This is a genomic window from Candidatus Hydrogenedens sp. (assembly GCA_035361075.1).
Classification (GTDB): domain Bacteria; phylum Hydrogenedentota; class Hydrogenedentia; order Hydrogenedentales; family Hydrogenedentaceae; genus Hydrogenedens.
The window spans coordinates 102719-128838 of the sequence record DAOSBX010000002.1; the positions used below are offsets into that span (position 1 = coordinate 102719).

The window sequence follows — 26120 nt, forward strand, 5'->3', positions numbered from 1 at the left end:
GTTTAAATAATATAATGGCGGAGGGTGAGGGACTCGAACCCTCAAGCCCGAAGGCGCCGGTTTTCAAGACCGGTGGATTACCGATTATCCTAACCCTCCGCATCTTTTCTGTGATTATATATATACATAAAATTAACGATTAGTTTCAAATATAATCAACTATGACAACGACTTCATAATCTCATCTAACAAAAAAGGAATATCCTCTTCCTTGACATAACTATACCAAATACCTTCTGGATAAACCATAATATTGGGTCCATGTTCACACTGACCAAGACAACCTGTTCTTGAAACACGAATAACATCTTTTAAGTTTTTATCACGAATAGATTGTTTTAACTTAACTACAAATTCATCGCTTTTATGGACACCACAACAGGGTTTCGTATTATCGTCCTTTTTGTTCGTACAAACAAAAATTGTTTTCTTATAGGGAATCGGTTGTTTTCGCATATTCAATCCCTTCTTTTGTATATGTAAATTAATTATATTTATTATATAAAATTATTAAGGAATTTAGATATTAGGGAAACAGAAAAATGAAAGTAATGGCTTTATATCAACAAGCCCCTATTCAAACACACCCTCTAATTATAGAAGATTGGGATATTCCAAAACCAAAGGAAAAAGAACTCCTTATTAAAATAAATTGTTGTGCTATTTGTAGGACAGACCTACATATTATAGAAGGTGAATTACCTTTAGTAGTATCTCCAATTATTCCTGGCCACCAAATTGTGGGAACTGTCATCGAAATAGGAACACAATGCACAAAATATAAAGTAGGCGATAAGGTCGGAATAGCATGGTTAAGAATGACCTGTGGCACATGCGATTTCTGTAAGATAGGATTGGAAAACTTATGTAAAGATAGCTTATATACAGGTTATCATCAACATGGAGGCTATGCTGAATATACAGTAGTAAATGAAGACTTTGCATATGCCCTTCCAAAAAATTTAGATGACCCCAAAATAGCACCTCTTTTATGTGCGGGTATTATAGGTTTCCGTGCATGGAAAAAGACAGAACTAAGGAAAAAGAATGTACTGGCTATATATGGTTTCGGTGCTTCCGCTCATATCATATTACAGATAGCAAAAGCCAAAGGAGTCACTGTATTTGTTGTTAGTCAAAGGAAAAACCACCAAGAATTAGCAATACAATTAGGTGCGGATTGGGCAGGAAGTAACCCCTCTGAACTTCCAGAATTGCCAGATGCAAGTATCATCTTTGCCCCTAATGGAAATCTAATTCCAACTGCTTTAGAATATTTGAAAAAAGGTGGCCGTCTTGTTTTAGCAGGTATCTATATGTCTGATACACCACCTCTTAATTACGAAAGACACATATTTTACGAAAAACATATATTATCTGTAACTTCAAATACACGAGTAGATGGACAAGAATTGTTAAAAGAAGCCATAAATGTAAAAGTAAAAACGCATGTTGAATTAACACCATTAAAAGAAGTAAACGAATTGCTCCAAAAATTAAAAGAAAATAAAATTAATGGTAGTGGTGTAGTTGTAATGTAAGATAATTATAAATAAAATAAAGAAGATAAATTATAGATAAGAACTAATTAATGAAAGGATACAAATATGAGTAAAAAGATATACCAGTTTTTGGCTTTTGATTTAGGAGCTGAAAGTGGCAGAGCTATCTTAGGAACCCTGAAAGATCATAAAATCGATTTACAAATCATTCATCGATTTAGAACCGAAGGGCTTATCATGTTAGGCACCCGACAGTGGGATTTAGCACGCATCTATGAAGAAATGTGCTATGCCCTACGTAAATGTGCCAAAGAATACACCGCTGAATTAGATGGAATTGGTGTAGACACATGGGGTGTAGACTTCGGCTTAATAGCAGATGACGGCTCTGTTATTGCTAACCCTGTTCATTATCGTGATAAGAGAACACAAGGCATTATGGATTACGCATTTTCAATTGTTCCCAAAGAAGAGATATATCAAATCACAGGAATTCAATTTTTACCATTTAACACGTTATTTCAAATATTGAGCATGATAAAAAATAAATCACCTTTCCTAAAAATATCAAAATCATTATTACTCATGGGGGATTTGTTCGGATATTTATTAAGTGGTGTGGCTTCATGTGAATATACTAATGCATCGACAACGCAACTATTGGATGCTAAAAAAAGAACTTGGAGCAAAGAACTTATCCAAAAATTCTCAATACCGTCGAATATACTACAAAAGATTATTCCACCAGGAACTATATTAGGTGATATACTCCCAGAAATTGCACATAATACAGGGATTTCACCAGAGACCCCAGTCATAGCACCCGCAACACACGATACCGCTTCTGCTGTCGCAGCTGTTCCTATTTTGGATACTTCCGAACCATGGGCATACCTATCAAGTGGAACATGGTCATTATTAGGGACAGAACTTAGTGAGCCTAATATTACAAATGAAAGCATGGAAATCGGCTTTACGAACGAAGGGGGTATCGGCAACAAAATTCGTTATCTAAAAAATATTTTTGGTTTATGGCTGGTTCAAGAATGCCGTCGTATTTGGGAACGGGAAGGAACAATGCTATCTTACGAACAACTAACAAAAGAAGCCGAAGAAGCAACCCCATTTAAAGCACTTATACCCGTAAACGAACCACGTCTGTTAGCACCAGAAAATATGCCCAAAACAATTCAAATAATTTGCGAAGAATTAGGGCATCCCATACCACAAACAAGAGGAGGGATTGTACGGTGTGCTTTGGAAAGCCTTGCTTTAAACTACCGTCAAACTATAAAAGCATTAAATAAACTCTTAAACTGCACTATTAAAAAACTCCATATTGTAGGTGGTGGAGTGCAAAACAAACTCTTATGTCAGATGACAGCAGACGCTTGTAATATACCAGTAATTGCTGGGCCTGTAGAAGCAACCGTACTCGGGAATATAAGTGTTCAAGCAATGGCAGTTGGTGCTATTAAATCGCCTCAAGAAATCAGAGAGGTAATTGCCAATTCTGTAATATTAGAACATTATAATCCTACAAATACCGCAGAATGGGACCGTTGGGATAAATAGAAAACTGGAATATCAATGTATATAACGAAAAGCAGTACAAACTTAATATGTAAAAGTGTATTATTTTTAGTTCTTATTCCGTTATCCTGCACATTTAATACCAATACGAACCAAGATACTTTATATGTAGGAAATGGGGCAGAGGTTCAGGACCTTGACCCAGCCACAGTTTCAGGAGTAACAGAACATCGAGTTCTGAGTTCACTTTTTGAAGGTTTAACATCACTTGACCCAAAAAGTTTACAGCCAATTCCAGCAGTAGCGGAAACATGGGACATATCAGATGACAAAAAACTATATACATTCCACCTTAGAAAAAATGCATTTTGGTCAAATGGTGAACCTGTAACATCAATAGATTTCCTTAATTCATGGAAGAGAATCCTTTCACCGAAGCTTTCTGCAGAGTATGCCTATCTACTCTTCTGTATAAAAAATGCCAAACAATACTACGAAGGACACATCGAAGATTTTAATAAGGTAGGGGTAAAAATCATTGATGATTACACCCTTCAAGTTGAACTTGAATACCCAACAGCATATTTCTTAAAAATGCAAGTTCACAATATTTGGTATCCCATTCACAAAAAAACAATTGAAAAATACGGTAATTTTGATGAGAGAAATAACCCGTGGACACATGCAGGTAAACATATTAGCAACGGACCTTATCAATTGATTGAGTGGATACCGAATAAAATAATTAAAGTCAGGAAAAATCCATATTATTGGAATAAAGAAAGTGTCGCTATAAGTAATATTTACTTCTATCCCATCGATAATCAAATGACCGAAGAACGATTCTTTCGAATTGGATATTTGGACCTAACCAGCACTATCCCATTAAGAAAATTAGATTATTACCGTATAAACCGACCCGAATCACTGCTCTTATATCCATACATCGGTGTGTATTATTATCGTATCAACGTAAAAAAAGCACCATTAAATAATATTTTTGTTCGGAAAGCCTTAGCGTATGCTATTGATAGTTCACAAATAACAAAATATATCTTAAAAGGTGGCGAAACACCTGCTACACATTATGTTCCTAACAACATTGGCGATTATTTATCACCCGAAATAGTTAGATTTAATCCAAAATATGCTCGCGAACTTCTTTATCAAGCTGGATACCCAGATGGAAAAAATTTTCCGACCATCGAAATTCTATTCAACACGTCGGAAGCACATAAGTTAATTGCTGAAGCAATACAACGAATGTGGAAACAACATCTAAACATCAATGTAAAACTCTTAAATCAAGATTGGAAAGTATATTTATCATCATTAAACCAATTGGACTATCAAATTGCACGATCCGCATGGATTGCTGATTTTCTCGACCCCATCAATTTCTTAGAATGCTTTTTAAGTTATAGCGGTAATAACAGAACAGGTTGGGCAAATAACGAGTTCGATAATAAAATAGAACAGGCATATCATGAAACAGATGGGAAAACAAGAAATCGATTAATGTTCGAAGCAGAACAAATACTATTAGATGAACTTCCTATTATCCCAATCTATTTCTATACATGGAAAATGTTAATTTCATCTCGAGTTGATAACTTAAACCCTAACGTCCTCGGTTATATTCGATGGCAAGACTTAAAAATAAAAGAACAAAATAAATCGATAACTCTTTTAGACAAAAGATAAATATGAGAAAATATATTGCAAGAAAAGTGTTATTATTTTTCCCAGTCTTATTAGCTGTGGTTACATTAACTTTTTTCCTTATTCGTCTGGCTCCAGGAGGACCTTTTGACCGTGATAAAAATGTTCCACCTGAAGTTCAACGTAGTTTGGAAAAATATTACCATTTAGACGAGCCACTCTTAAAACAATACATTAGATACTTAAATGGAATTATTCATGTAGATTTTGGTCCTTCCTTTCGAAAACCCAGCTATTCTGTTAGAGAGTGGATTATGATGAGAATACCTATATCATTCGAATTAGGTATATACAGTTTAATTTTTGCATTAGTAATTGGCACGTTATGCGGTTTAATTTCAGCAAGTTATCAAAATACATGGATTGACTCATGTCTAACATCGTTCGCAGTTCTTGGAATATGCATACCTGCCTTTGTATTAGGTCCTTTACTGGTCCTAATCTTCGCTTTATATTGGGAAATACTACCCGTAGGTGGTTGGGATTTCCCACAACAAAAAATACTTCCGTCAATATCTCTCGGTTTCATTTATTCTGCTTATATTGCCCGAATTATCCGTTCAGGCATTATTGAAGTATTAAAACAAGATTATATAAGAACAGCAAAAGCAAAAGGCGCCTCTAAAACACGAATACTTTTTATACATGCCTTAAAAGGTTCGCTACAACCACTGATAGCATTTTTAGGTCCAGCAATTGCAGGATTATTAACAGGGTCTTTTGTTGTCGAGACTATATTTCAGATACCAGGACTGGGTAGGGAGTTCGTCGAAGCCACGTTTAACAGAGATTATACAATGATAACAGGGATTGTCATTATTTACGCTATCCTTATCCTTATATTTAACTTGATTGTTGATATTATTCAAGGTTGGCTTGACCCAAGGATTTCATACGAATGAAACGAAAAATGAATGATACATCAACACACTTTTTGCAAAATCTAAACATGAAGGGGAAAATAACATTACTTTTATTAATACTCATTATCTTGTCATCGTTCTTATTTCCAATATTTTTACGTACAAGTTATGAAGAACAAAACCTCGAATTAGGTGCTGTTCATCCATCTTTTAAACACTGGTTTGGTACAGATATTTTAGGCAGAGATTTATTTATAAGGACAATGTATGGGATAAGAGTATCATTTTGGGTTGGAATATGTGCCACTGCAGTGGCTCTGGTTATAGGTGTTACCTATGGTTCTATTTCTGGTTATATTGGAGGATGGATTGATACGTGGATGATGTACCTTGTGGATATTCTTTATACAATGCCGTTTACAATGTTTGTTATTATACTGATGACTTTTTTCGGTAGAAATTTCTATTTGCTATTTATCGCTATAGGTGCTGTAGAATGGCTAACAATGGCACGAATTATACGCGGAAAAGTTTTATCTATAAAACAGCAAGATTTTATAACATCAGCCAAAGCCCTTGGTTTCTCAAATCCTCGAATTCTTTTCCGACACATTATTCCAAACCTTATAAACATTATCGTTGTTTACACAACATTAACAATACCACAGGTTATCTTGCTGGAAGCTTTTCTTAGTTTCCTTGGATTAGGTGTTCAACCCCCAATGTGTTCTTTGGGCGTCCTTATAAGAGATGGTGTTGAAGTTATGGAAGAATATCCATGGTTACTTATTTTTCCAGCTATTATATTTACATTTACCCTTCTTTTACTAAATCTATTAGGCGATAGCCTTCAAGATGCAAGTAATGAGAAAATAGGCTAAAATTTTAAACATTTATCGTTATAAACAAAAGGATTGTTTCCTAATATGTATTTATCATCAGTAGACAGATTAAAAGTAGAAATAAGAACACCTGAATTACAGTCTACTTGGTCATCAATTACAGGAAGCCTTGATTCTCTTGTATATTTGCCGATGAACTTTGAGTGGATTGGAAGGGGAAATATCCATGTAAAACTTGTCGGCGATGGAGGTGAACAATTTTTTGATGAAATCAGTGATATAGAATTCTCAGAAGACATTGATGAAAAATCATGTGGTTTTCAACTTATAATTATCTCTGATAATAAAAGACTAAGGTTGAGTTACAAAGTTTTATATGGCTTCCCTGCTATTTATATAAAAGCACAGTTATTAATTAGCAATAGCACAATTGACAAATGCGATTATTTCCCATTTTACATATATCCAAATAAGCAAATGAAGAAAATAGATTCAAAAATACACACTGAAAATAACAAGTCAGAACTCGCTTCTATAGAATCCGAGTCAGGAGCTGGAATCCTATTTTTTGGAGAAAACGGTATAGAAATTGGGAAACAACAACTTAATGAAAATATTATCTATGTAAAATGCAAACAAAAAATAACTATAAAAGGTAAAAACAATATAGACCTCCCTCTTTTCTATTTTGCACCATATAGTATAGGTAAAATACATAATTTTTATTTATACCACACACAATTAATCCAGCAATTATCTAATTACGAAAAATGGAAAAACGAAAAAGAAAGAATGTAAACATGAAGGAGTCATTAATTGAATTGGAAATAACGACTATTGTCAATGGGGGATATGGTTTGGGCAGACACAAAAATTGTGTAATTATGACTCCTTTTACATACCCTGGCGATATTGTACAGATTAAAACAATTTCAGATAAAAAAAATATGGCGTGGGGAATAATTGATGAAATTATTAGAGAATCACCGAATAGAATCGAAAAGAAATGCCCTTATATGGGAATCTGTGGCGGATGTATGTGGGGAATGCTATCCTATCAAAAACAAATAGAATATAAAAGAAACCTTATAAAAGAAAATATAAAGAGATTTTTGAATATTGATGAACCAGATGTTAAGTTAGAATACAATGCAAATCACCAATATTACTACCGAACAAGAGTTAATTTACATGGAAATGGTAATAAGTTAGGTTTTTATAAATTTCATTCAAAAGAAATAATTGAACTTCATCACTGTGTTCTCATACATCCAAAAATAAAAGAACTATGGGAAGACTTATCAGAAAAGAAGATAATAAATGATATAACAATAACTATAAATATAAATACCGATGAATATTATTTATTCACAATAAATAAGGATAAATATTTACTAAATAACTATAAATACAATTATAATTATTCCCGTCAACAACATGAACGTTTTTATTTTATCTATAAAAATATCCCTATTGTAAACGGTTCGTTCTCGCAAAATAGCCTTATTCTAAATGATTTGCTTAAAAATCAGGTTATTCCTTGTCTTCAGATGGGAGATAAAATCCTTGATTTATATTCTGGCTCTGGAAACTTAACTATTGACCAACCACAAACAAAACATATCATTGGTATCGATATAGACCCATTCGCCATAACAGTGGCAAAGAACAACTCAAAATTTGATTATATAACTGGGGATGAAGAGGTAATGATTAAATATTTAGAAGACGAAAGTTGGGATATTGTATTGCTTGACCCTCCAAGAACAGGGGCAAAAAAGATTATTCCATCCCTCTCGAAATCTAAAACAAAGTATATTATTTATGTTTCATGCGAGCCTGTTACTATGTTTAGAGATATTAAAAACCTTATTTCAGAAGGTTGGAAAATAAGTAGCGTTACAGCAGTAGATATGTTTCCTCAAACACCTCATATAGAATGCATCACCGTCCTCAACAAATAGTTCTTAACAATATTCATAGTTACTCAAAAATTTAAAATAATCTTCTATTCTTTCTTCGTTCCGATTAAACCGTCAATAACAAGTTTTTTTCCATCCCACATTCCTGTCTTTATCATACCCAATACCATAATTTCTAAAATACCATCATCATACAACTTATACTCCGCTTCAATGCCTTCTGGAGAGAGTTTGTTTACGACACCTCCTTTGATGTGAACATGGTTTGCATCTAAAAATCTCATATCAAACTCCTCAAACCTCCAAAAACTCCCTATTAAACTTTTATGTAAAGGATTTTGAGGAAGTTCATTTGTATCCTCTGTGTCATTCGAGTTGATGTTGTTTGTCATCATTCCAGCTGTTGGTAGCAACGGTTCCGCAGTCACATTTTCGGGCTGTTCCTTACTATTACAACCTGTTAAAAAGCCAAAAAGACTTAATAATAGACAAAATGACTTTGTTAATTTAGACATATTATTTTCCTTTTTTTACATCTCAACTTATCTACAATTTTATCAAAAAAATAGGTGTGGATTACTTTTTTATCCATGTAATAATAGTTCTATCCCAATTTTGTTATTAAGATAAAAACCTTCCTTAGTAGGTCTATAAATTCCTGAATCGTATTCCAATAGTTTTTGGGAAACAAGTCTTCCTAAAGCAGACCCAAAATCATTAGAAAGGGAAGTATTAAATCGCTGATAATAGGTCTCCTCATGAATACCTTCTGAGAGTCGAAAATACTGGATTAACGTTTCAATTTTAATCTCTCTTTCAGTCAAAGAATCCACTTCTTCTTTTATACCTGGAAACTCAATGTACTTTGATATATCCCTATAATTAGCACAACGCAAATTATTAATGTAAGAAAACGCGCCAGCACCTAATCCAATGTAAGGCTCGTTATGCCAATAGGTTAGATTATGAATACATTTAAAGTCAGGCTTCGCAAAATTAGATATTTCGTAATGCTCATAACCATATCCACACAACATATTTTCAGCAATTTTGTACAGTTCAAGGCATACATCGTCATCTACTTTCTCATGTAATTTATTCTCAAATAACGGTGTTCCTTCTTCATAAGTTAGATTGTAAGTGGAAATATGAGAAGGTTCGTATAAAACCGCTATCTTTATAGTTTCCTCCCATTCTCTATATGTTGAATTAGGTATTCCATAAATAAGGTCCAAACTCCAATTCCTAAAATTCTCTGATACTATTTCGCATGCAATTTTTGCCTTTTTTGCATCATGTCGCCTTCCTAAATACATAAGTTCTTTATCCAAAAATGATTGGATTCCTATGCTAACTCTATTAATACCAATATCTTTTATCGATTTTATCCAGTCCTCAGAAATATCATCTGGATTAATTTCAATACTAATTTCTGGGTTATTTATTATAAATAATTTATTTACAAGACTGATAATTTTATCAATTTGGTCAAGCCTTAATAAAGAAGGTGTTCCACCTCCGAAATATATACTTTTTAAGGAATGGGGATATGGGATATGACCAAACTCATCCATTAAAGATTGCATATATTCATCTGGTACATTACCTGATACCGGGATACTTAAAAAATCACAATAAATACATTTCTTCCGACAAAAGGGAATATGAATATATAGACTGAAAGTTTGCTCTTTACAGTGAATAAGTAAATCAGAAGTATTTAACATAAAGAACCTATTTTAACTTATAATATGGTCATATTATAATAAAATACCAACAAATCACATTAAATCAAAAAGGTTAACAGAATGAACGCAGAATTATTAATGATAGGTACAGAACTTTTATTAGGACAAATTACAGATACAAACTCTACTTATTTGGGTGAAAAACTGGCAGAAATAGGAATAGATGTATACAGAAAAGTAACGGTGGGGGATAATCAGAAAAGAATTGTAGATGCTTTGAATGAATCCCTATCTAAATCAGATATTGTTATATGCAGTGGTGGTTTAGGACCTACTGTCGACGATATGACTAGAGAAAGCGTTTCTGAAGCCACAAACAGCCCTCTCATTTACCATCCAGACCTATTTCAGACTATATACGACCGTTTTGTAAAAAGAGGGGTAAAAGTATCAGAAAATAATAAGAAACAAGCACTATTACCTGAAGGTGCAATACCAATTAATAATCCTATTGGTACAGCTCCAGGATTTATCAAAGAACATAACTCTAAGTATATTATATGTTTACCTGGTGTTCCTTTTGAACTTAAACCTATGTTTGAAGAAACTGTTATCCCATTCTTAACCCAAAAATTTCAAATCAAAAGTCGTATATACATAAAAGTATTGAAAGTTTACGGGTTAGGAGAGTCGAGAATAGACCACATTTTAGGAGATTTGCTATATTCTTCCTCACCAACAATTGGCCTTTTAGCATCGCCAGAGTGTGTTCGTATAAGACTTGCAGTCAAAGAAGAGGAGCCAGAAAAAGCAGAAGGGGTACTAACCGATATGGAGACTAAAATTAACCATGCTTTGCCAGGGTTGGTCTTACCAGGTGATGACTTTTCTCTTGAAAAAGCATTAGATGCTGTTTTGGAAAAAGAGAACAGCGGAATTGTAGTTTTAGATGCCCAAACAGGAGGAATGATAATTTACAGGATGGTTCAGGCTGGTATGAAACATCTACTTCATGGGGAAGTATACCCAAACTTAAAAACTGAAGAAGAAATGGAATTTCTATTTGACAGGGCTAAGGAATATTTGTTAAAATGTATTTTTGCATACAGTTTAATATTAATACCTGACCATAATAAAAGGGCAACTCGCCTTCATTTTATCAGTAAAAAGTATGGCGAAATTATATGGGAACTGCCCTTTTATGGGACAGAAGAAAGAAATCGGGTAAGAACGGCGGTAGTTTCACTTGAAAAAATAAGAAGGAAATTACTGAATATCGAAGTGGATAAATCATAAAGCCCAAGTGCTTACCCATTTCAATAACTCCAAACAGAAGGAGTCAAAGAAATGTTCCCGATGTTAGCAATATTATTACTTTCAACACAACCTATCCAGCCTTGCATTGAAGGAATTGCTTCCTACTACTCCACATCTAAGGTAAATATTATTACAGCCTCTGGTGAACGGTTTAACGACCGTGAATATACCTGTGCAATGCCTTTTGGCACATTTGGAGATTACTACTTAATTGTAAATGAAGCCACAGGAAAAGCAGTGGTATGTAAATTAAATGACCGTGGTCCTTTTATTAAAGGTAGGGTCATAGACTTATCACACACTGCAATGAGAGCCTTAGATAGTAGAAGAGGACTTATTAAGGTAAAGGTTTATCATTTAGGGAAACACCCTGTGCAAACAGGTCCCGTAACCTTACCACACAGTCAGTCTATCCCCAAAATACATTAAAATAAATGCCTTTAAATTCCCATTCACTATTTTATTTAAACGTTGCTAATAAGTATAAAACCTTTTTTGTTTTATCTTTCTTACACAGGTTCAATAAAAATACCTAATCCAATACCTTCAATATCTGTCTGTTTCATCCCCGAGACGTCCTCATTCTGTATATTAATGTTAACGGCAAGAACTTCTTTTAATAATGTTTCCTTGAACTCTTCTAATGCAGATATGAGACCCGAATCAGCAGTAATTAACGTTAATTTTATTCGTTTATCATAAGGTAATTGCATAGATTTGCGGAGTTCTTGAATTTCACGAATAACATCTCTAATCCAGCCTTCTTTCTTCAATTCTTCTGTTATGGTAGTAGTTAGAATCACCACCATATTTTTACCCTGAGAAGCAGTAAATCCTTCTTTTGGAAGTAGTTTAACACTTAGATCCTCTTCCTTAAGAGACACTTTTTCTCCTTCAAGTTCAATGATGTATTCGTTATTGGTAATTAAATCATGATAAATCTTACCACCATCAACACGGGCAAGTTCTTTCGCTAACAATTTGACTTTACTCCCTAATTTAGGCCCTAAAAGTTTATAGTTCGGCTTAATTTCATAATTTACATATAATTGGGGCTGATCCGAAAATTCTATCTCTTTAATATTTAATTCTTCCTTTATTATGTCCAGATATGGATTGATTTTATCTTTTAATTCTGGTGATGTTAATACAATTTCACAACGAGCCAGTGGTTGACGAACTTTTATATTTGCTAATCGACGGGCACTCAATCCTAATGTAACGGCTTCACGTGCAAGTGCCATATTTTCAAGTAATGTATAATCGATTTTATCTTCACTCACTTTTGGATAGGTAGCCAGATGAACACTTTCAGCAGCAGTTTTTAGAGGTTTTGTGAGATTTTTCCATGTGATTTCAGAGAAAAATGGTACAAAAGGAGCGGTAAGCCTTGAAAGATTAATAAGGCATTCATATAAAGTCCAATATGCATCCGCTTTTTGTTCTGACCAGCCACTTTCCCAAAAACGAGGTCTGCTCCTGCGAACATACCAGTTAGATAGTCCCTCAATAAAATCAAAAATTGCCTTTGCAGAAGGATACGTTTCATAGTTATCCAAAGCATTTCGTACCTGAACGACAGTTTTATATAATTCATTTAGAATCCACCTATCCAATTCACAACGTTCCTCAATAGGACGGTAAGATTGAATGAATTCACTCGGTTGGGAACATTGGTCTTCAGTCACCGTATCTGGAGTTGAAGAAACATCTTTAAGAAGTTTCAATGGGGCACCTTCAGCGGTAAAACCATCCAAATTAGCATATATTACAAAAAAACTGTAGACGTTATACCAGCGAATAAGTAAATCACTTTGAAGTTCTTCAATTAACTTTTCTTGGAATCTGGTTGTCGTCGTAGGCGGATTTTTAGCTACAAAGCTCCAACGTAGGGCATCTGCACTATATTTATCAAATATATATTGTGGTTCTTTATAATTTTTCAGTCGTTTTGATAGTTTATAACCATCTTCACCCTGTATATGTCCCAAACAGACACATGTTTTGAAAGGGTGTGGGTAGGACTTTTTATCACCAAATATAATAGTGCTAATGGCTAATAATGCGTAAAACCAGCCTCTGGTTTGGTCTATTGCTTCGCTAATAAAATCTGCGGGAAAGTTTTGAGTAAATTTTTCTTCTGAACCTTCAACATGAGGATACCCCCATTGAGCAAAGGGCATACAACCTGCGTCAAACCAGCAATCAATAACCTCTGGAACCCGTCTCATTCGTGCGGATGGGTCTTTTGGACTTTGATATGTAATAGCGTCAATATAAGGCTTATGTACTTTTAAGTTGTCGTTAAGTTGTGGATTTTCCTTTTTAGCCTTTTCCCATACATCGAGTCCTTGAACGTCAGGTTTAGAAAGTAGTTCTTGATATGAAGAGATACATTCCATATATCCAGTTTTTTCACAAACCCAAATTGGAAGGGGAGTCCCCCAGAATCGTTCTCTGGAAAGTGCCCAATCGACATTTGTAGCTAAAAAATTACCAAAACGGCCTTCCCGTATATGTTCGGGTTGCCAGTAAATTTTTTGGTTGTTCTTTAAAAATTCTTCAATAAATGCAGATGTCCGAATAAACCAACTCTGTCTCGCATATTGGATTAGTGGGTCATCTTCAGCACGTGGACAGAAAGGATAAGCATGACGGAATTGTTCTTGCTTAAATAACAAACCACGCTCTTTTAGTATGCGGATAATAGATTTATCCCCATCCTTACAAAACATGCCCGCCAATGGTTTTCCTGTATATAAATCCTTATCGGTAACTCGCTCATCGAATGTGCCATCCGATTTTATAAAACAAAGAAAACCAACATTTTGCTCTTTACATACCTTATAGTCATCTTCACCAAACGCTGGTGCTATATGAACCAGTCCTGTTCCTGTCTCAATATCTACAAAATCACCTGGAATTATAAGCCAATACTTATCCGCTGTGCCTTGTCCTTCTATTTTCTGTGGAATATCATACTTAAACAAAGGCTCGTAAGTTAATCCTAATAAATCAGTCCCTTTATATAATTTTATAACTTCAATATCCTCACCCAAAATAGATTTTGCTACAGCACTTGCTATAATGAAATATTCTGAAATCTCATTCTTCTCCATTTTAACCAATGCATACTCAATATCTGGTCCCACACATACTGCACAATTACTTAAAAGTGTCCATGGTGTGGTTGTCCAGATTAAAAAACTGATTTTGTCATTTTCTTTAAATCCTAACTTGCTTTTACTTTCCATTGTGAGGGGAAAACGAACGGTTATTGACGGGTCATCTGTCTCACGGTAACCTTCACCAACTTCACCAGCAGAAAGAGCAGTTCCACCCTGTGCCCACCACCATACTACCTTATAACCACGGTAAAGCAAGCCCCTATCAAAAAGCTGTTTTAATGCCCACCACACACTTTCCACATAAGATTGATGATATGTTACATATGCCTGTTCAAGGTCTACCCAGAAAGCAATACGTTCTGTCATCTCCTCCCATTCTTTCTGATAACGAAAAACAGAGTCTATACAAGCCTTATTAAATGCCTCTATTCCATACGATTCAATTGCAGATTTACCACCATCAAAAATTCCCAACGATTTACAAACTTCTATCTCAACAGGAAGTCCATGAGTATCCCAACCCGCCTTTCGTTCACAGTAATAACCATCCATAGTCTTATATCTCGGGAAAATATCTTTTATTGTCCTTGTGAGACAGTGTCCTGGATGGGGTAATCCGTTTGCCGTAGGGGGACCTTCGTAAAATACAAATCGAGGGGCATTCTTCCTTTGTTCTAAACTTTTATGATATATCTTTCTATCTTTCCAAAATTGAATAATTTCCTGTTCTGCTTTTGAAAAATTAAATTGTGAAGATGGAACAACATTATCAAATGCTTGTTTTTTCATTTTTTCACTCCATAAAAAAATACACTTATATTTATTGTTACTTTTCAGGAAAACTCGGAAATGATATTTATAATACCAAAAAAAATAAATATATATCTATTACATTACATAGGATAATCCAGAAAATATTTATGGAAAATTCAATATACTCGACTATTAGATGCCTTTTTCTTAGTTTCCTTCCTCCTGATACTTTTTGTAAAGTGGGAATATTTCAGGAGGAATTTCTTTTTTCAACTGCTGAATTTCAGGGAGAGAAGGATTTAAATATTCAGCGGTATCGATATAACAAACAGCTGGTTTCCATAACTTTTGATAAATAAAATAACGTGCCTCCTGTATATAAATAGGTGCTAATTGTTGTCTAATATTTGGTTTGTCAAAATGATAAACACCACATAGGTTATACTTTCTAAAAAGTGGTAAAAATTCTGCACGTAACGTTTTGGGGTCAATAAAATCGTTCTCAGTTCCCCAAAGGTCTGTGTAATATAATTTGCCATTATAGCCTGAACTTAAAGCATACCAACCAAGGTTTTTCCAACGTGCGATATTATGCCATCTTTTATTAGTATAGACAGGAAATAATGTCAGAACTACATAAACAACTACGAAAATAATTATAGTAAATATTTTTAAATAATTTTTTACATCTAAAAGTAGTCTATTCTCTTGTTGTTTAAGGTAAAAATTAAACATTCCTAATATAGAGCACCAGAATAACATATTTGTTGTAATATACCTTGATGATAATGCCTGTCCTAATCCTAACCCCGACCTTCCAAATGCGAGAAGAACACCACTTAAAATGGAGAATAAAGCAAGACTTTTCCAAAAAAAGTATTCTTCAATGTTCTGTTTGAGTTCTTGTTTAGTCATTAATTTTTGGATATTATTTTCAAATATACAAAACCTTTTTCTAATAATAATTGTCTTTCTAATCTTAAAAAATAAAAACATCCATAATAAGAGTCCTGCAATACCAAAGAGGTAAGAGCCAATATTGACTTTTACCATATTTATACCATGCCAGGGTGGTATAAAAAATAATCCTGATATCGGACTACCTATATAAAGAATAAAATATAAACATCTTTCTAATACGCTTACTTGTTTTTCAATACTTGTAATTCCTGGCCTATGATAATTGGAGAAGTAAAAAGCTAAAACTCCAACACCAGATAGTATCCAAATTAAAATAAGGAAAGGGTTCTTTTTCTCTTGATTAAAATATTTGTAGATTAAAAGAGGTAGAGCAGTAACCCATATTAGTAGACCATTAGCAAAAGAAAAAGAGGCAAAAATGGCAATTATTATAGAGATGCATAGTGTCAAGAGGTTTAATTTATATATAGTCAAAATACTAAGTAAACAGATATAAAGGAAATTAGTCAAAAACATCATAAGTTGAAGTCCCCAAACCCAATTTTCCATTTGTACCCATGAAAACATTAATAATGAAATAAGAGAAGCAGAAAACACCTGTAAAAGACGAGAAAAGTCACCTGGCTTCCTATTATCCTCACCGTTATAATGTATCCCTTGTTTTTGTGGAAGGATGATGATATAAAAGAGGATTAAAAACGAAAGAATAACAAGGAAAACATTAAAGTATAAGATAGACAACTCGTTCCATGAAGTAATTTTGGCTAAAAATAAGGTAATAATACGAGGTAAGAAAGGTCGATGGTCATTTTGTTGAGCAAATAACTCCCAGAATTTCAATGTTCCTTGGTTTAATTTGTCAAATAACGACAAATATAAAATTTCATCCCAATAAGGAAATCGATACCCATATTTCCAGATGAGAAAACATAAAACTACAATGGGAAATATTACTAATAAAAACAAAATATTGATTTTATTGATTTTCATAAAAGTTGTTTTTAGTTTAAGTTATTCAATGAAATTAATATAGTTTTACTTTCCAAATCAAAACAACCATTATCAGATTATAAAATTAAGTGTTATCGGAATTCCATTATTTGCACTATTTTTTTGTGCTTTGTTATTATTTTTATGCGTTAAAATAATGAATGAAAAAGTAAAATCTTGCCAAGGAGTAAAAAAACTAATGAATGTACATATCACTTGTAAACACATGGAGTCTTCAGAAGCATTAAAATCATACACAGAAAATGCTCTAAAAAAGTTAGAACATTATTTTGACAAAATTATAGAGGCAAACGTAATTATGGATGTGGAGAAACACCGTCATATTTGCGAAATTAATTTAAATGCTAACGGTGTCCGTATTCATAGTAAAGAATCTTCCCCCGATATGTATGCCTCAGTAGATGCTGTTATTGAAAAGTTAGAACGTCAAATACGTAAATTTAAGGAGAAAATAAAAAATCACAAACCACGGAATATAAACGAGACACGAAAATATAAACATGTCATACTCGAACTTAAGGAAGAAACCCCTCAAAAAGAAGAAACTGAAGAAGAACCTGTTATCCCTCATGAAATAGTACATAGAGAACACATCACGTTAAAACCCATGACAGTTGACGAAGCCTTAATGCAAATACAACTTTTAGAGGAGCCTTTCTTAGTATTTATAAATGTAGATACCTCTCAGGTCAACGTACTATATCCGAGGGGAAATAGCACGTATGGATTAATTGAACCTCAATTTTGATTATTATTTTCAAATAATCAAAAGAGGGGTTAAAAATATAATTGTGAGTTAAATAAATGTGGGAAACTGATTTAGAAATAAATTTTCGAAAAAAAACGTCAATACCTGTTGCTTCGTTGTTTCAGGAACCTATTCGTTCCGAATTGGGATTAAAGATTATAGCAGGGTATCAAGGAATAAGGAGAGAAGTATTTACTCCGGATGTTAATCGTCCAGGATTGGCCTTAACAGGTTACCTTGAATATTTTGCAAATGATAGAGTTCAGGTATTAGGAAACACCGAGATTCATTATCTTGAAAGGCTAACCCCATCTGAAATTGAAAATCGTCTACTTTATATGTTTTCCTTTGAAATTCCAGCATTTCTTTTGTCCCGTTCCTTAATCCCTCCACAGGTATTTTTAGACTTGTGCAATCGTCACGGTGTTCCCGTAATACAATCCAGCCTAACAACAGACCAAGTTATCAGTAAAGTTATTTTATTTTTTGCTGAAAAATTTGCACCAGAAACAACAATCCACGGAACGGTTGTCGATTGTTATGGTATTGGTGTAGTAATTGTAGGTGCATCGGGAATAGGAAAAAGTGAAACAGCGTTAGAACTTGTGGAACGTGGACATCGCCTTATCGTAGACGATGTGGTTCTTTTAAGAAAAGGTATTGAGGATATTATTATTGCAGAAAGTGACCCACAAATCGAGCATAACATTCATATACGAGGAATAGGAATGGTAGATGTATTATCCGTTTATGGTGCAGGCAGAATAAGGAGAAGAAAACAAGTAGGATTAATTATAGAATTAGTAACCACAATGGATGATGATATCGACATGCTAATTAATGTCTGGCCTAAAAAGCAAATATTAGGCGTAAACGTTCCATATCTTAAAGTTCCTGTTGGTCCTGGTAGAAATCTTGCAGTTATTGTTGAAGCGGCTGCATTAAAATGCCGTATGATGGAATTGGGTATTGATATAGACCAACAGTTCTCAGAACGTACCAAACAGGCAACAACAAAAAATCTTTATCAAATTAGGTAGGAAGTTGTAATGAAATCCCTAAACCTAATTTTTGCTTTACATTCTCATCAACCCGTTGGAAACTTCGAGTTCGTTTTTGAAGAAGCATATCAAAAAGCATATTTACCTTTTCTCAAAGTTCTTCAACAATTTCCGAACATTAAAGTCACATTACATATAACAGGACCCCTTTGGGATTGGTTTGATGTCAAACATCCTGAATTTTACGAACTTATAAATACGTTAATACAGCGGAAACAAGTAGAACTAATGGGAGGTGCTTTTTACGAACCGTTGGTTTGTGCAATTCCAGAGGAAGATGCTTATGAACAAATTTTATATATGCAAGATTTTATAAAACAAAGGTTTGGGGTAAAACCACGAGGAATGTGGATAGCGGAAAGAGTTTGGGAACCATATTTTCCAAGAATATTAGCCAATGCAGGTATCGAATATACAACCCTTGATGATACCCATTTTCTCAGTGCTGGACTGGATAGAGAAGAACTATTTGGATATTATTTAACTGAACATGAAGGATTTAATATCAAAATATTCCCTATTCTTGAGAAATTGAGATATACAATACCTTTTCGTCCAATAAAAGAAACGTTAGAATTTTTGCGAAAAGTACATGAAACCCATAGTGGTGCATGTGCTGTTTTTCATGATGACGGTGAAAAATTTGGGATTTGGCCTGGGACACACCACAGTGTTTATGAAGAAAAATGGCTTTTTAATTTCTTCACAAGTATCACAGAAGAGCAAGAATGGTTAAGGACAACAACGTATTCTGAGTATCTTGACGAAAATCCACCATTAGGTCGAGTTTACTTACCCTGTGCTTCTTATCATGAAATGATGGAATGGGTATTACCAGTAAACTCGCAGAAAGAATACTTAACCATAAAAAAAGAACTTCAAGAAAACCCAAAAACATGGGAAAGAATATCAATATATTTAAGAGGTGGATTTTGGCGTGGTTTCCTTTCTAAGTATGAAGAAGCAAATAACATGCAAAAAAGAATGCTAAAAACAAGTCGACGGCTTAATACCTTAATAAAGAAAAATAAAAAAAATAATCTGCTGAAAGAGGCACAAAAAAAATTATTTCAAAGTCAATGCAATTGTGCATACTGGCATGGTGTTTTTGGTGGTCTTTACTTAAATCATTTAAGAACTGCGGTGTATTCTAATATTATCGAATGCGAAAAATTAATAGATAATTATGAACACTTTTTTGAGCATTGGAGAAATAACGAAGTCGAAGATTTTAATTGTGATGGAAATGATGAGATTATCTTAAACACAAAGTTAGGGACTTTCATCTTATCCCCGCATGATGGAGGGACATTAATTGAATTAGATTACAAACCTAAGGCATTTAACTGTTTAAATATATTATCAAGAAGGGAAGAAGCCTATCACCAAGATTTATTTAAAGAAAGTATATCCCACGAAATCAATGAATCGGGCCATAAGAGCATACACGAATTAGTAAAAGCAAAAGAGAAAGGATTGGAAAAACTGTTAATTTATGACCCTTATGTACGTTATTCAATGAGGGACCATTTTTTACCATTAAATATTTCAATAAATGCATTACAATCAAATCAATATCAAGAATGGTGGTCTCATTTTAATAAAGAGTATTCATATAAACTTATGGAGAATGAAATTATTCTGGAAGGAATTGGGACAGTCGAAATCTCTCCTTTTTGTTGGAATGTAAATATAGTAAAGTATATGTTATTAAATAGCGAAAAAAGTGAAAATATGCTCTCATTTTTAGTAAAATATGATATTACAAACATGACCAATGGGGAATTTGAAGGCTACTTTGGCTCGGAGTGGTGTTTCAATCTCCTGACAGGTTCTTCAGATGACCGTTTTATATATTCAAAAAATAAAAAACTCTCAATGAGAAAACTTGGTGATGCTGGTGATGAATCGGGTCTCACTCATTTTGCATTGAGAGATGATTGGCAAAAATTAGAAATTGAATTTCAGCTAAATAAAGAAGCTCGATTATTTAATTTTCCAATCGAGACCGTTAGCCAATCAGAAAACGGCCAAGAAAGGGTATATCAGGGAAATGTTTTAATTCCCTGTTGGAAAGGAATATTTAGACATAACGAAGTAGTAAGTATTGAAATGAAAATAAATATCAAATCACTTTGATGTAATACAGAAAATGAACAATAACAAAATAGAAAAAATAATTAAAGTTGTAAACAAATTAGGTGTTCATGCAAGACCTGCAGGTAAGATAGCCCGTGAGATGCAGAAATACGATGCTCACATTTATCTTATCTATAACGGGAACCAACGAAATGCAAAAAGTGTTATACAAATTTTGAGTTTAGGTGCCCCTAAAGATGCAGAAATATTAGCAGTAGCAGAAGGGAAGGATGCACAATCTGCCATTGATGAATTAGAAGAAATATTTAAAACAGGTTTCGGAGAACCATAATGGAACAATCCTTTAGTGGAATACCTGTGTCTCCGGGAATAGTATGGGGGGAAGCATTGGTATATGACCCTGGACCAATTAACATCCCACGATTTAAGATAAAAAATCCGAAAGAAGAATTACAACGGGTAAAAACTGCAATAAATACCACCAGAGAAGAACTTACTGTTCTTCATAAAAAAACATTAGATAATTTTGGTAAAAAACATGCCAGTATTTTCGATGTGCATTTAATGTTATTAGACGATGATACAATTCTAACAGAGTTAGAAAAAAGAATTAGAGACGAGTTAATAAATGCAGAATCGGTATTGTTTGATATTGCACATAAATATACAAAAGAAATAAAGGATTCAGGTAATACTTTTATTGAAGAGAGAAATGCTGATATTGTCGATGTTATTGACCGTATTGTCCGCAATTTAATGGAGCAAAAAAGACCAGACCTCGAAAATATAAAGAAGCCTTGTATTTTACTTTCCAGTGATTTGCCCCCTTCCGAAACAGCACGTTTGCACCCAGAGAAAGTTAGAGCTATTGTCCTTGAAAAGGGAAGTCCTACCTCGCATGTGGCAATTTTAGCACGGTCACTAAAAATACCCACGATTGTCGGCGTTGGAAATCTTTTTGATGTTTATACTCATCCTATTAAAGGGTCTGCTGTAGACGCTATTGATGGAAAAGTATTTATCAATCCTTCATCCGAAACAATACGAAAACTTAGATTAAAGAAAATACAACTTTCAAGAAAATATCATCTTTATGAACAAAAAATTATTTCGCATCCATCTCAAACAAAAGATGGAAAAAATATTTCTGTCCTTGCCAATATTGAACTTCCAAATGAAGTTGATGATAATGTAAAACATGTTTCCGCTGGAATAGGTTTATATAGAACAGAATACCTCTTTCTGAATAAACCAGAACCACCAACTGAAGAAGAACAATATAATGAATATCTTTCAGTTGCCAAGAAAATTTATCCTTTGCCTGTAGTACTAAGAACAATTGACATAGGCGGTGACAAATTAGCAAATTATGCATCATTCTTTAAAGAACAAAATCCACAGTTAGGCTGTCGAGCAGTTCGTTTTTGTCTCGTTCATAAAGACTTTTTTAAAGTACAATTACGAGCTATGTTACGTGCCACATTACAAGGAAACATCAAGATAATGTTTCCAATGATTAGTAGTGTTGAAGAGCTAAACGAGGTTAAAAAAATACTTGGCGAAGTAGAAAATGAACTCACTATAAAAAACATACCCCATAAAAAAAGTCCTGAAATAGGGATTATGGTGGAAGTCCCTTCTGCAGTAATGATGGCTGATGAATTGGCAAAAGAATGTAGTTTTTTTAGCATAGGGACAAATGACTTAATACAATACTCGCTCGCAGTAGACCGCAATAATGAACATATCGCACATCTATATGAACCAGCACATCCTGCCATTTTAAAAATGCTAAAGATGACTATAACGTCTGCGAAAAAAGCAGGAATTCCTTGCAGTATCTGTGGTGAAATGGCAAGTGACCCTCTGTTTACAGAATTACTAATCGGTTTGGGTTTAGATGCGTTTAGTATGTCAAGTGTCTCAATTCCGCAGATACGTGCTTTAATCACAAGCATTAACTCAAAAGATGCTGAAACATTCGCAGAAAATGTATTAAAGTGCAGAACCGCAAAAGAAGTTAAACATATTCTTAAAGAGAACATCAGGTCTAAGTATAAGAATATCATCTCAATTAAATAATAACCCTTATGAAAGAAAAAAAAGAAATAAACACTATTAAAAAGATTACACTTTTGGGCTCAACAGGCTCAATTGGACAGAATGCATTAGATGTTATCCGTTCATTTAAAGATTCTTTTTCTGTTGTGGGTTTAGCAGCACATTCAAATATTGAATTATTAAAAAAACAAATTAATGAGTTTAAGCCTAAATATGTAGCAGTTTATGATGTTACTTTTGCAAATAAGTTAAAGAAAGAATTTAAAGATTTGACTATTTTTGTTGGTAAAGAAGGATTAAAAGAAATTACATCAATCAAGGTAGATATAATCCTTTCCGCCATAGTAGGGGCTGTTGGTTTGGAACCTCTGTTGGCAGGGATTGCACATTGTAATACAGTCGCCATTGCAAATAAAGAACCTTTGGTTATGGCTGGTGGCATTATTGTTGACAAAGCTAAAAAGGAATCCGTTGAACTTATTCCTGTGGATAGTGAGCATAGCGCAATATTCCAGTGTTTGCTTGGCCAAAAACCAGAGACAATAGAAAAAATATATCTAACTGCATCAGGTGGGCCATTTTACAAAAGCACATTTACTGAACTTGATTCTGTAACACCTGACGATGCAATAAAACATCCGACATGGAACATGGGGAAAAAAATAAGTGTTGACTCGGCAACGTTAATGAACAAAGGCTTGGAAATTATCGAGGCAATGTGGTTGTTTCATTTAGATGTAGAAAAAATAGACGTTGTAATCCATCCACAAAGTATCATCCATGGACTTGTTGAATTCACAGATGGAAACATATTGGCTCATCTTGGACCAACAGACATGAAATTACCAATTTTATTTTCATTTACATACCCAGAACGAGCGAAAAAGCATATTAAACGGCTTAATCTTTTTGAATTATCACATTTGAGTTTTGATGTGCCCGATACTAAAAAATTTCCATGTCTTGACCTTGCAAGGACATCTGCAAAACAAGGTGGAGTAATTCCAGCAGTTCTAAATGCTGCCAATGAAGTTGCAGTTCATGCGTTTTGTAATAAAAAAATCACATTTAAACAAATTCCTCTTGTTATAGAAAAGACCCTTAACAGAATGAGTCATCAGAATAGACCTTATACATTAGAATCGATACTCCAAACAGATGAAGAAACTCGCATCAAAACAAATGAAATTATAAATCAATTAACTTAAATTAGGAATGAAAAATGATTTTTAGCATAGTAGTCTTTGTAATTGTATTAAGTATACTCGTTTTTGTTCATGAATTAGGGCATTTCATATCAGCAAAATTATGTAATGTTTACGTTGACCAATTTAGTATTGGTATGCCACCCAGAGTTATCGGAGTAAAAATAGGGGAGACGGATTATTGTATCGGTGCTCTTCCTATTGGCGGATATGTAAAAATGGCTGGACAAGAAGATGTGCCATTAGACGAAAAAGAAAGAGAAGAAACTTATGGTCACGTCCCACAGGAACGTTGGTTTAAATTCAGACCTCTTTGGCAAAGATACATTATTATCGTAAGTGGACCGCTAATGAATTTTGTTTTGGCTATATTTATATATATTATTCTCGTGTCAAAAGGTACACTGGTTCCTGAGATGGAGGTAGATTCAAAGATAGGTAAAGTGGAGGAGAAAAGCCCAGCACAATCCGCACCACTTTACATCTATGATGAACATAAAAATGAAAAGAAGGATTATCCCGAAACACCAGACACTATTGGTTGGCAAACAGGTGACCGCATTTTATCGATTAACGGTACCAAGGTTCATAAATTTAGCGATTTATTTGTTAATGCAACATTAGGAGGTTCATCCGAAGAACATAAAGTGATTCTTGAAAGAACTGAATTAGACGGTTCCATTAAGAAATACATCTCATTTGTAAAACCCCAGGTTATTGAAGGTAGCGAACTTCCAAGGTATGGCGTAGCACCATTTTCATCAGCTCTTATTAAGGAAGTAATCAAGGACATGCCCGCTGAAAAAGCGGGGTTAAAGGAAGGAGATATTATTTTATCTGCAAACGGGAAATGGGTAGACAGAACTACTTTTGTGGAATTTACAGAAAAGACACAAAAAGACGAACCTATAACCTTAATGATCAATAGAAATGAAGAAAAGCAAACTATTCAGGTATACCCAACAACTGTTGGAAGATTAAGGGGAATGACATTAACCGAAACAGGTCTAAAGGATAAACAAAAAGGATTATTAGTTGTTGATATTGAGCCCGAAATACAGGAAAAAACAGGATTACGAAGGAAAGACATTATTACAAAGATTAATGGAGAAGAATTTACCCTCGAAAGATTATACAAGTACGAGAGAGAGCATCCAGGTGAAGAAATAGAAGTTGATGTTTATCGACCTCCTGTCCTCATGGGATTATTAGAAAAGTCCGCAACACTGAAATTAAAAGTAACATTGGACTCTGTTCAGGCAATAGGGGTCGCTTTAGGAGAACGACAAATTAAAGTGAAATATCCACCACACCAGTGGCTAACAGAAGCATTAAAAAAGAGTTATAGTGACCTCCGACAAACTGTACTTGTCCTTAAAGGTTTAATTATGGGTGCAGTTAGCCCTAAAGTCTTAGGTGGTCCTATTATGATTTTTGATGCAACATCAAAAGCGGCAAGCATGGGCATCGATTGGCTTTTAGGTCTAATGGCATTAGTAAGTGTTAACCTCGCTGTGGTTAATCTTTTGCCTATTCCTATTTTAGATGGAAGTTTAGTATTTATTTTAACAGTAGAAGCATTAAGAAAAAAACCACTAAGCCCAAAATTTCAAGAACGTTTCCAGCAAGTGGGACTTGTTATAATCCTATTACTTCTAATTTTAGTAAGCTGGAACGATATCAGACGAATACTTATAGATATAATTCCATAAATAAATTAATTTCTATTTTAACGCAATATTA

The 26120-nt window shown here is 33.9% G+C and carries 21 protein-coding genes and 1 tRNA gene; 16 read left to right on the forward strand and 6 right to left on the reverse strand.

Annotated elements, in window-relative coordinates; all coding sequences use genetic code 11:
- Positions 1-15 precede the first annotated feature (15 nt).
- Both PLJ10_01080 and PLJ10_01085 read right to left on the reverse strand, forming a co-directional pair.
- Positions 16-99: transfer RNA gene (locus PLJ10_01080), tRNA-Ser, on the reverse strand.
- A 60-nt stretch (positions 100-159) separates the two neighbouring features.
- The gene (locus PLJ10_01085) at positions 160-456 is read right to left on the reverse strand and encodes a (2Fe-2S) ferredoxin domain-containing protein (GenBank protein ID HOK08236.1); all 297 of its coding nucleotides are present in this window, start codon (positions 454-456) and stop codon (positions 160-162) included.
- An 86-nt stretch (positions 457-542) separates the two neighbouring features.
- Between PLJ10_01085 and PLJ10_01090 the strand changes: the two genes are divergently transcribed.
- The 7 genes from PLJ10_01090 (at position 543) to PLJ10_01120 (ending at position 8426) form a co-directional block, all read left to right on the forward strand.
- Positions 543-1541, forward strand: coding sequence for a zinc-dependent alcohol dehydrogenase family protein (locus tag PLJ10_01090; protein HOK08237.1), 999 nt, complete (start codon positions 543-545; stop codon positions 1539-1541).
- 66 nt (positions 1542-1607) lie between these two features.
- Complete coding sequence (locus PLJ10_01095; protein HOK08238.1) at positions 1608-3077, forward strand: rhamnulokinase family protein; 1470 nt, start codon at positions 1608-1610, stop codon at positions 3075-3077.
- Between the two features lie 15 nt (positions 3078-3092).
- Positions 3093-4739, forward strand: a complete 1647-nt coding sequence (locus tag PLJ10_01100) for a peptide ABC transporter substrate-binding protein (protein ID HOK08239.1) — start codon at positions 3093-3095, stop codon at positions 4737-4739.
- 2 nt (positions 4740-4741) lie between these two features.
- The gene (locus PLJ10_01105; GenBank protein ID HOK08240.1) at positions 4742-5659 is read left to right on the forward strand and encodes an ABC transporter permease; all 918 of its coding nucleotides are present in this window, start codon (positions 4742-4744) and stop codon (positions 5657-5659) included.
- Complete coding sequence (locus PLJ10_01110) at positions 5656-6501, forward strand: ABC transporter permease (GenBank protein HOK08241.1); 846 nt, start codon at positions 5656-5658, stop codon at positions 6499-6501. The genes PLJ10_01105 and PLJ10_01110 overlap by 4 nt, the downstream gene beginning before the upstream one ends.
- A 45-nt stretch (positions 6502-6546) precedes the next feature.
- Entirely contained in the window at positions 6547-7260 is a 714-nt protein-coding gene (locus tag PLJ10_01115; GenBank protein ID HOK08242.1) for a hypothetical protein, read from the forward strand.
- 2 nt (positions 7261-7262) lie between these two features.
- On the forward strand, positions 7263-8426 hold the full coding sequence (locus PLJ10_01120; GenBank protein HOK08243.1) for a 50S ribosomal protein L11 methyltransferase: 1164 nt from the start codon (positions 7263-7265) through the stop codon (positions 8424-8426).
- Between the two features lie 44 nt (positions 8427-8470).
- Here PLJ10_01120 and PLJ10_01125 read toward each other — a convergent pair whose 3' ends face one another.
- Together PLJ10_01125 and hemW are read right to left on the reverse strand one after the other, a co-directional pair.
- A complete protein-coding gene (locus PLJ10_01125) occupies positions 8471-8899 on the reverse strand; it encodes a hypothetical protein (protein HOK08244.1) in 429 nt (142 codons plus the stop codon).
- Positions 8900-8968: 69 nt separating this feature from the next.
- The gene (gene hemW / locus PLJ10_01130) at positions 8969-10111 is read right to left on the reverse strand and encodes a radical SAM family heme chaperone HemW (GenBank protein HOK08245.1); all 1143 of its coding nucleotides are present in this window, start codon (positions 10109-10111) and stop codon (positions 8969-8971) included.
- An 81-nt stretch (positions 10112-10192) separates the two neighbouring features.
- On the opposite strand from hemW, the gene PLJ10_01135 reads away from it, so the two are divergent.
- Positions 10193-11368, forward strand: coding sequence for a CinA family nicotinamide mononucleotide deamidase-related protein (locus tag PLJ10_01135; GenBank protein HOK08246.1), 1176 nt, complete (start codon positions 10193-10195; stop codon positions 11366-11368).
- 51 nt (positions 11369-11419) lie between these two features.
- Positions 11420-11818, forward strand: coding sequence for a septal ring lytic transglycosylase RlpA family protein (locus PLJ10_01140; GenBank protein ID HOK08247.1), 399 nt, complete (start codon positions 11420-11422; stop codon positions 11816-11818).
- Positions 11819-11898: 80 nt separating this feature from the next.
- Here the strand turns inward: PLJ10_01140 and ileS are convergent, their stop codons facing one another.
- Positions 11899-15306, reverse strand: a complete 3408-nt coding sequence (gene ileS / locus PLJ10_01145; protein ID HOK08248.1) for an isoleucine--tRNA ligase — start codon at positions 15304-15306, stop codon at positions 11899-11901.
- Positions 15307-15477: 171 nt separating this feature from the next.
- On the reverse strand, positions 15478-17181 hold the full coding sequence (locus tag PLJ10_01150; GenBank protein HOK08249.1) for a hypothetical protein: 1704 nt from the start codon (positions 17179-17181) through the stop codon (positions 15478-15480).
- Positions 17182-17380: 199 nt separating this feature from the next.
- On the opposite strand from PLJ10_01150, the gene raiA reads away from it, so the two are divergent.
- The 7 genes from raiA to PLJ10_01185 are packed head-to-tail and all read left to right on the forward strand — an operon-like array spanning position 17381 to position 26089.
- The gene (raiA, locus tag PLJ10_01155) at positions 17381-17950 is read left to right on the forward strand and encodes a ribosome-associated translation inhibitor RaiA (protein ID HOK08250.1); all 570 of its coding nucleotides are present in this window, start codon (positions 17381-17383) and stop codon (positions 17948-17950) included.
- A gap of 56 nt (positions 17951-18006) precedes the next feature.
- Positions 18007-18990 (forward strand): HPr(Ser) kinase/phosphatase, encoded by a 984-nt coding sequence (gene hprK, locus PLJ10_01160; GenBank protein ID HOK08251.1) that lies wholly within the window; start codon positions 18007-18009, stop codon positions 18988-18990.
- A gap of 9 nt (positions 18991-18999) precedes the next feature.
- Entirely contained in the window at positions 19000-21150 is a 2151-nt protein-coding gene (locus PLJ10_01165; protein ID HOK08252.1) for a DUF1926 domain-containing protein, read from the forward strand.
- A 13-nt stretch (positions 21151-21163) separates the two neighbouring features.
- On the forward strand, positions 21164-21442 hold the full coding sequence (locus tag PLJ10_01170) for an HPr family phosphocarrier protein (GenBank protein HOK08253.1): 279 nt from the start codon (positions 21164-21166) through the stop codon (positions 21440-21442).
- Entirely contained in the window at positions 21442-23193 is a 1752-nt protein-coding gene (ptsP, locus tag PLJ10_01175) for a phosphoenolpyruvate--protein phosphotransferase (protein ID HOK08254.1), read from the forward strand. The genes PLJ10_01170 and ptsP overlap by 1 nt, the downstream gene beginning before the upstream one ends.
- An 8-nt stretch (positions 23194-23201) precedes the next feature.
- A complete protein-coding gene (locus PLJ10_01180; GenBank protein ID HOK08255.1) occupies positions 23202-24380 on the forward strand; it encodes a 1-deoxy-D-xylulose-5-phosphate reductoisomerase in 1179 nt (392 codons plus the stop codon).
- A 14-nt stretch (positions 24381-24394) separates the two neighbouring features.
- Positions 24395-26089, forward strand: coding sequence for a site-2 protease family protein (locus tag PLJ10_01185; GenBank protein HOK08256.1), 1695 nt, complete (start codon positions 24395-24397; stop codon positions 26087-26089).
- The last annotated feature ends 31 nt before the right edge of the window (positions 26090-26120 follow it).

What these genes read in the sequence shown, in the direction of transcription:
- PLJ10_01085 (HOK08236.1), bottom strand. Translation starts at nt 456, where the DNA reads ATGCGAAAACAACCGATTCCCTATAAGAAAACAATTTTTGTTTGTACG.
- PLJ10_01090 (HOK08237.1), top strand. Translation starts at nt 543, where the DNA reads ATGAAAGTAATGGCTTTATATCAACAAGCCCCTATTCAAACACACCCT.
- PLJ10_01095 (HOK08238.1), top strand. Translation starts at nt 1,608, where the DNA reads ATGAGTAAAAAGATATACCAGTTTTTGGCTTTTGATTTAGGAGCTGAA.
- PLJ10_01100 (HOK08239.1), top strand. Translation starts at nt 3,093, where the DNA reads ATGTATATAACGAAAAGCAGTACAAACTTAATATGTAAAAGTGTATTA.
- PLJ10_01105 (HOK08240.1), top strand. Translation starts at nt 4,742, where the DNA reads ATGAGAAAATATATTGCAAGAAAAGTGTTATTATTTTTCCCAGTCTTA.
- PLJ10_01110 (HOK08241.1), top strand. Translation starts at nt 5,656, where the DNA reads ATGAAACGAAAAATGAATGATACATCAACACACTTTTTGCAAAATCTA.
- PLJ10_01115 (HOK08242.1), top strand. Translation starts at nt 6,547, where the DNA reads ATGTATTTATCATCAGTAGACAGATTAAAAGTAGAAATAAGAACACCT.
- PLJ10_01120 (HOK08243.1), top strand. Translation starts at nt 7,263, where the DNA reads ATGAAGGAGTCATTAATTGAATTGGAAATAACGACTATTGTCAATGGG.
- PLJ10_01125 (HOK08244.1), bottom strand. Translation starts at nt 8,899, where the DNA reads ATGTCTAAATTAACAAAGTCATTTTGTCTATTATTAAGTCTTTTTGGC.
- hemW (HOK08245.1), bottom strand. Translation starts at nt 10,111, where the DNA reads ATGTTAAATACTTCTGATTTACTTATTCACTGTAAAGAGCAAACTTTC.
- PLJ10_01135 (HOK08246.1), top strand. Translation starts at nt 10,193, where the DNA reads ATGAACGCAGAATTATTAATGATAGGTACAGAACTTTTATTAGGACAA.
- PLJ10_01140 (HOK08247.1), top strand. Translation starts at nt 11,420, where the DNA reads ATGTTCCCGATGTTAGCAATATTATTACTTTCAACACAACCTATCCAG.
- ileS (HOK08248.1), bottom strand. Translation starts at nt 15,306, where the DNA reads ATGAAAAAACAAGCATTTGATAATGTTGTTCCATCTTCACAATTTAAT.
- PLJ10_01150 (HOK08249.1), bottom strand. Translation starts at nt 17,181, where the DNA reads ATGAAAATCAATAAAATCAATATTTTGTTTTTATTAGTAATATTTCCC.
- raiA (HOK08250.1), top strand. Translation starts at nt 17,381, where the DNA reads ATGAATGTACATATCACTTGTAAACACATGGAGTCTTCAGAAGCATTA.
- hprK (HOK08251.1), top strand. Translation starts at nt 18,007, where the DNA reads ATGTGGGAAACTGATTTAGAAATAAATTTTCGAAAAAAAACGTCAATA.
- PLJ10_01165 (HOK08252.1), top strand. Translation starts at nt 19,000, where the DNA reads ATGAAATCCCTAAACCTAATTTTTGCTTTACATTCTCATCAACCCGTT.
- PLJ10_01170 (HOK08253.1), top strand. Translation starts at nt 21,164, where the DNA reads ATGAACAATAACAAAATAGAAAAAATAATTAAAGTTGTAAACAAATTA.
- ptsP (HOK08254.1), top strand. Translation starts at nt 21,442, where the DNA reads ATGGAACAATCCTTTAGTGGAATACCTGTGTCTCCGGGAATAGTATGG.
- PLJ10_01180 (HOK08255.1), top strand. Translation starts at nt 23,202, where the DNA reads ATGAAAGAAAAAAAAGAAATAAACACTATTAAAAAGATTACACTTTTG.
- PLJ10_01185 (HOK08256.1), top strand. Translation starts at nt 24,395, where the DNA reads ATGATTTTTAGCATAGTAGTCTTTGTAATTGTATTAAGTATACTCGTT.